Source organism: Leifsonia sp. 115AMFTsu3.1, from assembly GCF_004362795.1.
Classification (GTDB): domain Bacteria; phylum Actinomycetota; class Actinomycetes; order Actinomycetales; family Microbacteriaceae; genus Leifsonia.
On sequence record NZ_SNYB01000001.1, the window covers coordinates 1,291,304 to 1,304,581 of the forward strand.

Consider the following 13,278-nt stretch of genomic DNA (forward strand, 5'->3'; position numbering starts at 1 on the left):
AGGAGACAGACATCAGCGAACCCCGTACGAATGACCGTATCCGCGTCCCCGAAGTACGACTCGTCGGCCCCAGCGGAGAGCAGGTCGGTGTCGTCAAGATCGAGGTCGCATTGCGACTCGCGCAGGAGGCCGACCTCGACCTGGTCGAAGTCGCGCCCAACTCCAAGCCGCCGGTCGCCAAGATCATGGACTACGGCAAGTTCAAGTACGAGGCTGCGCAGAAGGCCAAGGAGGCCCGGCGCAACCAGGCGAACACGATCCTCAAAGAGGTCCGTTTCCGCCTCAAGATCGACAAGCACGACTACGAGACCAAGCGCAAGCGCGCCGAAGGCTTCCTGAAGTCCGGCGACAAGGTGAAGGCCATGATCCTCTTCCGAGGCCGCGAGCAGTCGCGTCCGGAGCAGGGCGTGCGTCTGCTGCAGCGCTTCGCGGAGGACGTCGCCGAGCTCGGCACGGTGGAGTCCAACCCCACGATCGACGGGCGCAACATGGTGATGATCATCAGCCCGGTGAAGAACAAGTCCGAGGCCAAGGCCGAGGCCAACGCAGTACGTGCCGCTACCAAGGCGCGCGCCCAGGGGCGCGACCAGGACGCGGTTGCTGAGACAGCCGACGCTGCTCAGTCCGACGAGAGTTCGCCCGCCCAGGCGACGAACGAGGAGAAGTAATGCCCAAGCAGAAGACCCACTCCGGCGCCAAGAAGCGCTTCAAGATCACCGGCAGCGGCAAGGTCATGAAGCAGCAGTCCGGCATGCGCCACAACCTGGAGCTCAAGTCCAGCCGTCGCACCCGCCGGCTGAACCAGGAGCAGGTCGTCCCCGAGGTGGACGCCAAGGTCATCCGCCGGATGCTCGGCAAGTAACCCCCGACACGCACTTAAGAAGGAAATCGACTAATGGCAAGAGTGAAGAGGGCGGTCAACGCCCACAAGAAGCGTCGGGTCATCCTCGAGCGCGCCGAGGGCTACCGCGGTCAGCGGTCGCGCCTGTACCGCAAGGCCAAGGAGCAGGTCACCCACTCCCTGGTCTACTCCTACAACGACCGCCGCAAGCGCAAGGGCGACTTCCGTCGTCTGTGGATCCAGCGGATCAACGCGGCCTCCCGCGCGAACGGCCTCACCTACAACCGCTTCATCCAGGGCCTGGCCCTGGCGGGCGTCGAGGTGGACCGTCGCATCCTCGCCGAGCTGGCCGTGAACGAGCCCGCGACCTTCGCGGCCCTCGTCGAGACCGCCAAGAAGGCACTGCCGGCCGACACATCGGCCCCGAAGGCGGACGCCGCGGCGTAACACACGCATCCACGAACGGCCCGGTCGACTCATGTCGGCCGGGCCGTTCTGCGTGCCCGTCACGCCGGTGGGACGCAACACGCCGTTATGGCCCGGCCATAACGGCGTGTTGCGACCCACAGGCGCGGGGCCGTCCGCCCCTAAGCTGGTGCCATGCTGGACAACCCGCGCTCACCGCGCGTCAGGGCCGTCGCCAAGCTCGCCAAGCGCCCGGCCCGTGCCGAGACCGGGCTGTTCCTCCTGGAGGGGCCGCAGGCCGTCGAGGAGGCACTCGCCTTCCGTCCGGAACTCGTCGTCGATCTGTTCGCGACGCCGACGGCGCTCGAGCGGTACCCGGAGATCGCTCGCGCGGCGTCCGACGCCGGGATCGAGGTGGAGTTCGTCTCCGAGCACGTGCTGGATGCGATGGCCGACACCGTCACGCCGCAGGGCTTCGTGGCCGTGGCGCGGCAGTTCCCGACCTCCATCCGAGACATCTTCGCCGGCTCGCCGCGGCTCGTCGCCGTGCTCGAGGAGGTGCGCGACCCCGGCAACGCGGGCACGATCATCCGCGCGGCCGACTCGGCGGGGGCGGATGCGGTGGTGCTGAGCGGCCGCACGGTCGACCTCTACAACCCCAAGGTGGTCCGCTCGACGACCGGATCCCTCTTCCACCTGCCGGTCGCGGTCGGAGCCGACCTGGCCGACGTCGTCGGACGGGCGCACACCGCGGGCCTGCAGGTGCTCGCCGCCGACATCAAGGGGGAGGACCTCCTCTCCGCCCGACGCGACGGGGAGCTGGCGCGGCCGACCGCGTGGGTGTTCGGCAACGAGGCGCACGGGCTCGCCGACGAGCTGCTCGAGCTCGTGGATCGGGTGGTCACCGTCCCGATCTACGGCAAGGCCGAGTCGATGAACCTGGCGACGGCCGCCTCCGTCTGCCTGTACGAGTCGGCGTTCGCACAGCGCTCCTGAGCGCGTTTTCTCCACAGGCGGGCTCCATCCACAGGCCGGTCGCCGCGCCGAGACCGCGGGCTCGCGCCGACTAGACTGGGTGACCGTGTCAGATTCCACGGAGATCACCGAATCCGCGGTCGAGTCGGCGGTCAGCGCGGCGCTCGCCGCGATCGACGCCGCACACGACTCGGCGGCCCTGAAGGCGGTGCGCCACGACCACACGGCCGAGGGTTCGCCCCTCGCCCGGCTGAACGCGAGCATCCGTTCGCTCCCGGGCGATCAGAAGGCGGCCGCGGGCAAGCTCGTCGGCGGCGCACGCGCACGCGTCAACCAGGCGTTCACCGCCAAGGAGGCCGAGATCGCCGCGGCGGAGGAGGCGGCTCAGCTCACCGCCGAGGCCGTCGACGTCACGGCGCTCCCGTCGCGCTGGACCCCCGGCGCCCGGCACCCGCTCAGCCTGCTCCAGGAGCGCATCGCCGACGTCTTCGTCGGCATGGGCTGGGAGGTCGCGGAGGGCCCGGAGCTCGAGAGCGAGTGGTACAACTTCGACGCGCTCAACTTCGACGCCGACCACCCGGCGCGCGCCATGCAGGACACCTTCTTCGTCGAGCCGACGGACGCGCACCTCGTGATGCGCACGCACACCTCCCCGGTGCAGCTGCGCGCCCTGCTCGGAGACGACCTGCCGGTGTACCGGATCGCCCCGGGCCGGGTCTTCCGCACCGACGAGTTCGACGCGACGCACCTCCCGGTGTTCCACCAGACGGAGGGCATCGCGGTCGACAAGGGCCTCACCATGGCCCACCTGCGCGGAACGCTCGACCACTTCGTCAAGACGCTGTTCGGCGACGAGGCGCGCGTGCGCCTGCGGCCCAACTACTTCCCGTTCACCGAGCCGAGCGCGGAGCTCGACCTGTGGCATCCCACGTTCAAGGGAGGCGCCCGCTGGATCGAGTGGGGCGGCTGCGGCATGGTCAACCCCAACGTCCTGCGCTCCGCCGGCATCGACCCGGACGTCTACTCCGGCTTCGCGTTCGGGATGGGCGTTGAGCGGGCCCTGATGTTCCGTAACGACGTCAAGGACATGCGCGACATGGCCGAGGGCGATGTCCGGTTCTCCCAGCAGTTCGGAATGGTGGTCTGATGCGCGTCCCCCTGAGTTGGCTCGGCGAGTTCGTCGATCTGGAGCCCGGCACGACGCCGGAGGAGGTGCACGCCGCCCTCGTGTCCGTCGGACTCGAGGAGGAGGACATCCACACCTTCGACCTGAGCGGCCCGATCGTGGTGGGCCAGGTGCTCGAGTTCGTCGAGGAGCCGCAGAGCAACGGCAAGACCATCCGCTGGTGCCAGGTGCGCGTCGCCCCCGAGGGTCAGAGCGCCGCCGACGGCGGTGCCGACGTGCGCGGCATCGTCTGCGGCGCCCGCAACTTCTTCGAGGGTGACAAGGTCGTCGTGACCCTGCCCGGCGCCGTACTGCCCGGGCCCTTCCCGATCGCCGCACGCAAGACCTACGGGCACGTCTCCGACGGGATGATCGCCTCGGCCCGCGAGCTCGGCCTCGGTGAGGACCACGACGGCATCCTCCGCCTGTCCACGCTCGGGCTCGACCCGGAGGTGGGGACGGACGCCGTCGCCCTACTCGGGCTCGACGACGCCGCCGTGGAGGTCAACGTCACGCCCGACCGCGGGTACGCGTTCTCGATCCGCGGCATCGCCCGCGAGTACTCGCACGCGACCGGCGCGGCCTTCCGCGACCCGGCCGATGCGGTGCCCGTCGGCTCCGTGGCCGATCACCCGAGCGGCTTCAGCGTGACGGTCGACGACACCGCGCCCATCCGCGGCCGTGTCGGCGCGAGCGTCTTCGTGACCCGCGTCGTCCGCGACGTCGACGGGTCCCGCCCGACCCCGCCGTGGATGATCGCGCGCCTCAAGCTCGCCGGCGTCCGGTCGATCTCGCTCATCGTCGACATCACGAACTACGTCATGCTCGAGCTCGGCCAGCCGATCCACGGCTACGACCTCGACAAGCTGTCCGGCGGCATCGTCGTGCGACGCGCGACGCCGGGAGAGAAGCTCGTCACCCTCGACGACCAGACCCGCACCCTCGACCCGGAAGACCTCGTCATCTCCGACGACTCCGGCGCGATCGGTCTGGCGGGCGTCATGGGCGGCGCCTCCACCGAGATCGGCGACGGCACTCGCAACGTGCTCATCGAGGCCGCCAACTTCGACCCGGTGTCGATCGCGCGGACGGCACGCCGTCACAAGCTGCCGAGCGAGGCGTCCAAGCGCTTCGAGCGCGGGGTCGACCCGCAGGTCGCCGTCGCCGCGGCGGCACGCGTCGTCCAGCTGCTCGAGCAGCTCGCCGGCGGCCGCGCGGACGACCTCGGCTCGCTGCTGGACGCCTCGGAGACCGCCGAGGCCATCCGCCTGCCGAAGGGGTACATCGCCTCGCTGATCGGCGTCGACTTCACCGACGACGAGGTGCGCGGAGCGCTCGCCGAGATCGGCGGGACGGTGACCGAGTCGGGCGACGACCTGCTGGTCGTGCCGCCGACGTGGCGCCCCGACCTCCGCGACAAATCGGATCTCGCGGAGGAGGTCGCCCGCATCGTCGGCTACGACCGCATCCCGTCGGTGCTGCCGGTGGCGCCTCCCGGCCGCGGGCTCACGCGCGAGCAGCGTCTCCGTCGTGCTGTCGCGCAGACGCTCGCCGACAACGGCGCGACCGAGGTGCTGTCCTTCCCGTTCGTGAGCGAGGCCCAGAACGACCTCTTCGGCTCCGCCGAGGCGGGCGGCGTGCTCGCCGTACGGCTGGCGAACGCGCTCGACGCCACCGCGCCGTACCTGCGTACGTCGCTGCTCCCCGGCCTGTTGGATGCCGCCAAGCGCAACCTCGCGCGCGGGCTCGTCGACCTCAAGGTCTACGAGCTGGGCACCGTCTTCCGCCCCTCGGAGGGGTCGATCGGCAGCGAGACGCTCCCGCCGGGCGCCGCGCTTCCCGGAGCCGACATCCTCGCCGGGCTGAACGCGGGCATCCCGGCGCAGCCGCGCCACCTCGCGGGCCTCGTCGTCGGCAACGCCGTCGAGAAGCAGCCGGGCCTGACCGCCGTGCCGGCCGGACTGGTGGATGCGCTCGACATGGTGCGGCAGACCGCCGCAGCCGTCGGCGTGACGGTCGACCTCGTGCAGTCATCTCACCAGGCGCTGCACCCGGGCCGCACGGCGCGCCTGGTCGCCCTCGGCGCCGACGGAGCCGAGGTCCCGGTCGGCTACGCCGGAGAGCTGCTCCCGGCCCTGGCCCACGACCTCGACCTGCCACGCGTCGTCGCCGTGTTCGAGCTCGACCTCGACGCTCTGATCGCCGTTGCACCGGTCGACATCGTCGCCGGTGTCATCGCGGGCTTCCCGGCCGCGACGCAGGACCTCTCGCTCGTCGTGCGCGAGGACGTCCCGGCAGGAGAGCTGCTTCGCGCCGTCCGCGCGGGTGCCGGTGAGCTGCTCGAAGACATCCGGCTGGTCGACGACTATCGCGGCCCAGGACTCCCGGACGGGCACAAGAGCCTGACCTTCGCTCTGCGCTTCCGCGCGGACGACCGCACCCTCACCGCCGCCGAGGCGAGCGAGGCCAAGCTGGCCGGAGCCGCGCGCGCCGGCGAGCTGTTCGGCGCCACGATCCGCGAGTAGCTGTCACGCGATCCAGACGCGACACACCCGACCGGTCCCGGACCGCGGCGAGACACATCCCCTCGCCGCGGACCCGGACCGGTCGCGTGCATACCGGTCGCGTGCATCCCGGCCCGGATTTGGTGACCGCCCGGGCAGGAGCGCTAGGGTTGTCCCATGCTTTCCGTCCGGTGCACCGTTTCGACGCGTGCGGCTCTCGCCGCCCGCGCCATGCGCCGACGCCTGCGCGACCGCCGAAGCTAGGCGGCGTTCCGGGCGGTCCTGACCAGTGGATCGACGTGGGCGCCGCCGTCGCCGAGACAACCGTCGTCCACTCGAACAAGGAACAAGCATGACTTTCTCGGTCGCCGTCGCAGGCGCTTCCGGATACGCGGGCGGTGAACTGTTGCGCATCCTCGCCGGGCACCCCGATTTCGAGGTCCGCACCGTCACCGCGCACCAGAATGCGGGCCACCCGCTGATCGCGCACCAGCCGCACCTGCGCTCGCTCGCGCACCTCACCCTGCAGGAGACGAGCCCGGAGACGCTCAGCGGGCACGACGTCGTCTTCCTGGCGCTCCCGCACGGCACGTCCGGCGAGATCGCGGCGCAGTTGCCGGACGACACGGTCGTCGTCGACTGCGGCGCCGACCACCGGCTGGAGGATCCGGCCGACTGGGCGGCGTTCTACGGCGGTGAGCACTTCGGCGCCTGGGCATACGGCGTGCCGGAGCTGCCCGTTGGCAGTGGCGCCGCAGTGTCGGGCAAGCAACGCGACAACCTCGTCGGCGCACGGCGGATCGCCGCTCCCGGCTGCAACGCGAGCGCGGTCTCTCTCGCCCTCGCTCCCGGCATCCAGGCCGGGCTGATCGATGACGAGGACATCGTGGCGGTTCTCGCGGTCGGCCCGTCGGGCGCGGGCAAGTCGCTGAAGACGATGTATCTGGCCAGCGAGATTCTCGGCTCCGCCAACCCGTATGCGGTGGGCGGAACGCACAGGCACATCCCCGAGATCCAGCAGAACCTGCGGAAGGCGGGCGCCGGATCGCCGACGCTGTCGTTCACGCCGGTGCTGGTGCCGATGTCACGCGGCATCCTCGCGACCTCGACCGCGCGGGTGAAGCCCGGCGTCACCGCCGCGCAGGTCCAGGCCGCGTGGGAGGAGGCGTACGCCGGGGAGCCGTTCGTGCAGGTGCTGCCCGCGGGCGTGGTTCCGCGCACCTCCGACGTGCTCGGAGCGAACACCGTGCTGATCGGGGTGGCGCTGGATGCCGCAGCGGGCCGGGTCGTGACCGTGCTCGCGATCGACAATCTGTATAAGGGGACGGCCGGAGCGGCCATCCAATCCGTCAACATCGCCCTCGGACTCGACGAGACCGCGGGCCTGACCGTGAACGGAGTCGCACCGTGACGCGAACGTTGAGCCCTGCCCAGACGGCGGAACCGCCGGCGACGGGAGCACACTCGTGAGCGTCACAGCAGCCTCCGGGTTCGCCGCGGCGGGCGTCGTCGCCGGCCTCAAGGCCAGCGGGCGGCGCGACCTCGCCCTCGTGAAGAACCTCGGCCCGCTGAACGCCGCGGCCGCCGTCTTCACCACCAACCGGTGCAAAGCCAACCCGGTGCTCTGGAGCGAGCAGGTCATCCAGGACGGCGTGGTCTCCGCCATCGTCCTCAACTCGGGCGGGGCCAATTGCTACACCGGCTCGCAGGGCTTCCAGGTGACGCACGCGACCGCGGAGGCGGTCGCCACCGAACTGGGCGTCTCTGCCGGTGACGTCCTCGTCTGCTCGACCGGTCTGATCGGCGATCAGTTGCCGCTGGACAAGCTGGTCGCCGGTGTCACGACGGCCGCCAACGCGCTCGCCCGCGATGCCGGCCTCGGCGCGGCGGAGGCCATCATGACCACCGACACCCGCGCCAAGGAGGCGCAGTTCCGCTCGCCGAACGGCTGGACGGTCGGCGGCATGGCGAAGGGCGCCGGGATGCTCGCGCCCGGTCTCGCCACCATGCTCGTCGTCATCACGACCGACGCCGTGCGGACCTCTGACCAGCTGGATGCGGCCCTCCGCCGGGCGACGCACGTCACGTTCGACCGCCTCGACTCGGACGGCTGCATGTCGACCAACGACACCGTCGCGCTCCTCGCCTCCGGAGCGAGCGGTGTCGAGCCGGGTGACGACGAGTTCGCGCGGGCGCTCACGGACGTCTGCCGCGACCTCGCCGAGCAGCTGCAGGCCGATGCGGAGGGCGCCTCGCACGACATCGCGATCGAGGTCGTGAACGCCGCCAGCGAGGACGACGCGGTCGTCGTCGGCCGGGCGGTCTCGCGTAGCAACCTGTTCAAGGCCGCGATCTTCGGCAACGACCCCAACTGGGGCCGCGTGCTCGCCGCCGTCGGCACGACCGACGCCGAGTTCGACCCGTACGGGATCGACGTCGCGATCAACGGCGTGCAGGTGTGCACGGCGGGCGAGCCCGACCAGCCCCGCGAGCTGGTGGACCTGACGCCGCGCGCGGTCCACATCCTCATCGACCTGCACGCGGGCGAGGAGACGGCGACCATCCTGACCAACGACCTCACGCACGACTACGTGCACGAGAACAGCGCGTACGCCAGCTGATGACCGCGACGGACGACATGGACACCGACCAGACCGAGAGAGACCTGGCTGCGGACGAGGCCGAACGCGACCACGCGGCCGCTGCGGCGAAGGCCGAGACCCTCATCGAGTCGCTGCCGTGGCTCAAGACCTTCCACGACCGCATCATCGTGGTGAAGTTCGGCGGCAACGCCATGGTCAACGAGGAGTTGCAGCGCACCTTCGCCGAGGACATGGTCTACCTGCGCTACGCCGGTCTCCGCCCTGTCGTCGTGCACGGCGGCGGTCCGCAGATCTCCGCCATGCTCGACCGGCTCGGCATCGATTCGGAGTTCCGTGGCGGCTACCGCGTCACGACCCCGGAGGCCATGGAGGTCGTCCGGATGGTGCTGACCGGGCAGATCAACCGCGACATCGTGGGCAACATCAACAAGCACGGCCCGCTCGCTGCGGGCCTCTCGGGCGAGGACGCCGGGCTCTTCCAGGGCCGGCGCCGCGCGGCGGTCATCGACGGCGACGAGGTCGACCTCGGCCTCGTCGGAGACGTCGTCGCCGTCGATCCCGAGGCCGTGCTGGCGCAGCTGGCCGCCGGACGCATCCCCGTCGTGTCGTCGATCGCGCCGGACATCGACGACGCGGCCCAGGCGCTCAACGTCAACGCGGATGCGGCGGCGGCGGCGCTCGCGGTCGCGCTGGGGGCCGCCAAGCTGGTGATCCTGACGGACGTCGCCGGGCTGTACAGCGACTGGCCGAACCGCGACTCGCTGCTGTCGAAGATCGGCGCGGACCAGCTCCGCGACCTGCTGCCGTCGCTGGAATCGGGCATGATCCCGAAGATGGCGGCGTGCCTCGACGCGGTCGACGGCGGAGTGGAGAAAGCGGCGATCATCGACGGGCGGGTGCCGCACTCGATCCTGCTCGAGGTGTTCACGCAGTCCGGCATCGGGACGGAGGTGGTGCCCGCGTGAGCGAGGACCAGGAATGGAACAGGACCATGACGGAAGAGCCCGAGAGCCCGGCGCCCGGAGCGCAGTGGCGCGACGGAGCCTGGCGCACGCCGTTCGGCGAGACCATCATGCGCACGCTGGCGACGCCCAAGGTGATGCTGTCGCACGGCCAGGGCTGCCGGGTGTGGGACGTCGACGGTAACGAGTACCTCGACTTCCTCGCCGGGATCGCGGTCAACTCGCTCGGGCACGCACATCCGGTCCTGGTGGATGCGGTCAGCCGTCAGGTCGCGACGCTCGCGCACGTCTCCAACTACTTCTCGACCGCTCCACAGCTGGAGCTCGCCGGCCGTCTGCGCACCATCACGGGCGCCGGCGACCGCGGCCGGGTGCTGTTCGGCAACTCGGGCGCGGAGGCCAACGAGGCCGCGTTCAAGCTCGCCCGCCTGAATCGTGGCCCGCACGGCCGGAAGACGCGGGTGCTGGCTCTCAACAACGCGTTCCACGGCCGCACCATGGGGTCGCTCGCGCTCACCGGCAAGCCGCCGATGCGGGAGGCGTTCGAGCCGCTGCCCGGGGGAGTGCAGCACATCGACTCCACGATCGCGGCGCTCGAAGCGGCCATCGACGATCACGTGGCCGCGCTCTTCGTCGAGCCGATCAAGGGGGAGGCCGGGGTCCTCGACCTGCCCGCGGGCTTCCTGAAGCGGGCGCGCGAGCTCACGGAGCAGCACGGAGCGCTGCTGATCATCGACGAGATCCAGACCGGGGTCGGCCGCACCGGCGCGTGGTTCGCGTACCAGCACGAGGGCATCCTTCCCGATGCCGTCACCGTCGCGAAGGGCATGGCCGGCGGTGTGCCGATCGGCGCCCTGGTGACGTTCGGCTGGGCGTCCGACCTGTTCACCCAGGGTCAGCACGGATCGACGTTCGGCGGCAACCCGCTCGCGACCGCGGCGGGCAACGCCGTGCTCGCCGAGATCGAGCGCTCCGACCTGGTCGGCAACGCCGCCCGGCGCGGGGAGGAGCTGAAGGAGATCATCCGGTCGCTCGAGTCGCCTCTGATCGGAGATGTGCGCGGCCACGGCCTGCTCATCGGCATCGGCCTCACGGACGGCGAGGCGCACCGCCTCTCCGACGCCGCGCTCGCCAACGGTCTCATCATCAACGCCCCCAACGAGTCGAGCATCCGCCTGGCTCCGCCGCTCATCGTCGGCGACGCCGAGCTCGCGGAGTTCCGCGACCGCTTTGCTCGGGCTCTCGCCACCCTGTAACTCCGCGCCGTACCACCCCCGATCCACGAAAGGGCCAGCATGACCCGGCACTTCCTCCGCGACGACGACCTCACGCCCGCCGAGCAGGCGGAGATCCTGGACCTCGCAGCCGCGTTGAAGCGCGACCGCTTCTCGGCGAAGCCGCTCGCCGGCCCGCAGACCGTCGCGGTGATCTTCGACAAGACGTCGACGCGCACCCGCGTCTCGTTCTCCGTCGGCATCGCCGATCTGGGAGGCAGCCCGCTGATCATCCAGAGCGGCGAGAGCCAGCTCGGCGGCAAGGAGTCGCTGGCCGACACCGCCCGGGTGCTGGAGCGCATGGTCGCCGCGATCGTCTGGCGCACCTACGCGCAGGCGGGACTGGAGGAGATGGCCGAGGGGACGCGCGTCCCGGTCATCAACGCGCTGTCGGACGACTTCCACCCGTGCCAGATCCTCGCCGACCTGCTCACCGTCCGCGAGCACAAGGGTCGTACGGCCGGGCTCACCATGAGCTACTTCGGCGACGGAGCGAACAACATGGCGCACTCGTACCTGCTGGGCGGGGCGACCGCGGGCATGCACGTGCGTATCGCGGCGCCGGCGGACTACGCGCCCGCCGAGGCGATCGTCGCTGATGCGCGCGCCATCGCCGAGGGCACGGGCGGCTCGGTGACGGTGCTGACCGACCCGGCCGAGGCCGCGGCGGGCGCGGACGTCATGGTCACCGACACCTGGGTGTCGATGGGCAAGGAGGACGAGAAGGCGGAGCGCGTCGCCGTCTTCGGCGACTACACGGTCGACGAGCGACTGATGGGGCTTGCCGCACCGGACGCCGTCTTCCTGCACTGCCTGCCCGCCTACCGCGGCTACGAGGTGAGCGCCGAGGTGCTCGACGGCCCGCAGTCCGTCATCTGGGACGAGGCGGAGAACCGTCTGCACGCGCAGAAGGCGCTGCTCGCGTGGCTGCTCGCGAAGAACGAGGAGACTGCAGCATGACCGACACGGGCGAAACAGGCGAGACCGGCGGCGTCGGCCGCACCGGCGAGGGCTCCCTCTGGGGCGGCCGCTTCGCCGGCGGTCCATCGCCCGAGCTGGCGGCGCTGAGCAAGTCGACCCACTTCGACTGGCAGCTCGCCGCGTACGACATCGCCGGGTCCCGGGCGCACGCCCGGGCGCTCGCCGCGGCGGGGTACCTCACGTCCGAGGAACTCGACGGGATGCTGGCCGCTCTCGACAAGCTCGACCGCGATGTCGCGTCCGGCGCCTTCGTCGCGGCCGAGACCGACGAGGACGTGCACGGAGCCCTCGAACGCGGACTGATCGAGCGGGCGGGGGCGGAGATCGGCGGCAAGCTGCGCGCCGGCCGCAGCCGCAACGACCAGATCGCCACGCTCGTCCGGATGTACCTGCGTGACCACGCCGGCGTCATCGCCGAGCAGCTCATCGCGCTGATCGACGCCATCGCCTCCCAGGCGGACGCGCATCCCGCCGCCATCCTGCCGGGGCGCACGCACCTCCAGCACGCCCAGCCGGTGCTGCTCGCGCACCACCTGCTCGCGCACTGCTGGCCGCTGGTGCGCGACCTGGAGCGTCTGGCCGACTGGGACCGCCGGGCCGACGTCTCTCCGTACGGCTCCGGCGCCCTCGCCGGTTCGACCCTCGGACTCGACCCCCTGCTCGTCGCGCGCGAGCTGGGCTTCGCCCGCAGCTCCGAGAACTCGATCGACGGCACGGCGGCACGGGATGTGGTGGCCGAGTTCGCGTTCGTCGCCGCCCAGATCGGTGTCGACCTGTCGCGGTTCGCCGAGGAGATCATCCTCTGGAACACTCGCGAGTTCGGGTTCGTCACCCTCGACGACGGCTACTCGACGGGCTCGTCGATCATGCCGCAGAAGAAGAACCCCGACATCGCCGAGCTCGCGCGCGGCAAGGCCGGTCGCCTCATCGGCAACGCCACGGGCCTCCTCACAACCCTCAAGGGACTGCCGCTCGCGTACAACCGCGACCTGCAGGAGGACAAGGAGCCGGTGTTCGACTCGGTGCGGACGCTCGAGACGGTGCTTCCCGCCTTCACCGGCATGGTCGCCACGCTGCGCTTCCACACGGACCGGATGGCGGAGCTGGCACCGCAGGGCTTCTCGCTCGCGACCGACGTGGCCGAGTGGCTCGTCAAGCAGCACGTCCCCTTCCGCACCGCCCACGAACTGAGCGGCAGCCTGGTGCGCTTCGCCGAGGAGAACGGGCTGGAGCTGCACGAGGTGGACGACGAGCAGCTGGCCGCGATCTCACCCCTGTTGACGCCCGAGGTCCGCTCCGTGCTCTCGGTGGAGGGATCGGTGGCGAGCCGCGACGGCGTCGGCGGCACCGCGCCCGACCGTGTCGCCGAGCAGCTGGCGGCTCTCACCGACCATGTGAGGAAGGCCGCGCTGGCCCTCCGCGCATCCAGAAGGGACCTGGTCTGATGGCGCGTTTCGAACCGGAGCGGAAGCGACCGTGGATCATCCCGGCCGTCGTGGTGCTCGCCGTCGCCGTCATCGTGATCGGGCTGGTCGTCGCCGTCGCCGCGGGCGGCCGGATCTTCTGAC

Annotated in this window: 13 protein-coding genes; all 13 read left to right on the top strand. The window is 70.9% G+C overall.

Features of this window, described 5'->3' with window-relative positions; translation table 11 throughout:
* The first annotated feature begins 11 nt into the window (after positions 1-11).
* The 13 genes from infC (at position 12) to AXZ95_RS19855 (ending at position 13,277) form a co-directional block, all read left to right on the top strand.
* Positions 12-668 (top strand): translation initiation factor IF-3, encoded by a 657-nt coding sequence (gene infC / locus AXZ95_RS06250; RefSeq protein WP_081626596.1) that lies wholly within the window; start codon positions 12-14, stop codon positions 666-668.
* A complete protein-coding gene (gene rpmI / locus AXZ95_RS06255) occupies positions 668-862 on the top strand; it encodes a 50S ribosomal protein L35 (protein ID WP_018190164.1) in 195 nt (64 codons plus the stop codon). The genes infC and rpmI overlap by 1 nt, the downstream gene beginning before the upstream one ends.
* A 33-nt stretch (positions 863-895) precedes the next feature.
* Positions 896-1,288 carry a 50S ribosomal protein L20 gene (gene rplT / locus AXZ95_RS06260; RefSeq protein WP_026307091.1) on the top strand — a complete coding sequence of 131 codons (393 nt, stop codon included), beginning with the start codon at positions 896-898 and terminating at the stop codon, positions 1,286-1,288.
* A gap of 153 nt (positions 1,289-1,441) precedes the next feature.
* Positions 1,442-2,242 carry an RNA methyltransferase gene (locus tag AXZ95_RS06265; protein ID WP_018190166.1) on the top strand — a complete coding sequence of 267 codons (801 nt, stop codon included), beginning with the start codon at positions 1,442-1,444 and terminating at the stop codon, positions 2,240-2,242.
* A gap of 85 nt (positions 2,243-2,327) precedes the next feature.
* Positions 2,328-3,368 carry a phenylalanine--tRNA ligase subunit alpha gene (pheS, locus tag AXZ95_RS06270; protein WP_026307092.1) on the top strand — a complete coding sequence of 347 codons (1,041 nt, stop codon included), beginning with the start codon at positions 2,328-2,330 and terminating at the stop codon, positions 3,366-3,368.
* Positions 3,368-5,911 (top strand): phenylalanine--tRNA ligase subunit beta, encoded by a 2,544-nt coding sequence (pheT, locus tag AXZ95_RS06275; RefSeq protein ID WP_018190168.1) that lies wholly within the window; start codon positions 3,368-3,370, stop codon positions 5,909-5,911. Before pheS ends, pheT begins: the two co-directional genes overlap by 1 nt.
* A gap of 331 nt (positions 5,912-6,242) precedes the next feature.
* Complete coding sequence (argC, locus tag AXZ95_RS06280; protein ID WP_018190169.1) at positions 6,243-7,301, top strand: N-acetyl-gamma-glutamyl-phosphate reductase; 1,059 nt, start codon at positions 6,243-6,245, stop codon at positions 7,299-7,301.
* Between the two features lie 55 nt (positions 7,302-7,356).
* Positions 7,357-8,511, top strand: a complete 1,155-nt coding sequence (argJ, locus tag AXZ95_RS06285; protein WP_018190170.1) for a bifunctional glutamate N-acetyltransferase/amino-acid acetyltransferase ArgJ — start codon at positions 7,357-7,359, stop codon at positions 8,509-8,511.
* A complete protein-coding gene (gene argB, locus AXZ95_RS06290) occupies positions 8,511-9,458 on the top strand; it encodes an acetylglutamate kinase (RefSeq protein WP_018190171.1) in 948 nt (315 codons plus the stop codon). The genes argJ and argB overlap by 1 nt, the downstream gene beginning before the upstream one ends.
* Before the next feature lie 26 nt (positions 9,459-9,484).
* Positions 9,485-10,711, top strand: coding sequence for an acetylornithine transaminase (locus AXZ95_RS06295; protein WP_020075341.1), 1,227 nt, complete (start codon positions 9,485-9,487; stop codon positions 10,709-10,711).
* Between the two features lie 39 nt (positions 10,712-10,750).
* Complete coding sequence (gene argF / locus AXZ95_RS06300) at positions 10,751-11,689, top strand: ornithine carbamoyltransferase (RefSeq protein WP_018190173.1); 939 nt, start codon at positions 10,751-10,753, stop codon at positions 11,687-11,689.
* Positions 11,686-13,155, top strand: a complete 1,470-nt coding sequence (gene argH / locus AXZ95_RS06305) for an argininosuccinate lyase (protein WP_018190174.1) — start codon at positions 11,686-11,688, stop codon at positions 13,153-13,155. Before argF ends, argH begins: the two co-directional genes overlap by 4 nt.
* Positions 13,155-13,277 (top strand): hypothetical protein, encoded by a 123-nt coding sequence (locus tag AXZ95_RS19855; RefSeq protein ID WP_018190175.1) that lies wholly within the window; start codon positions 13,155-13,157, stop codon positions 13,275-13,277. The genes argH and AXZ95_RS19855 overlap by 1 nt, the downstream gene beginning before the upstream one ends.
* The last annotated feature ends 1 nt before the right edge of the window (position 13,278 follow it).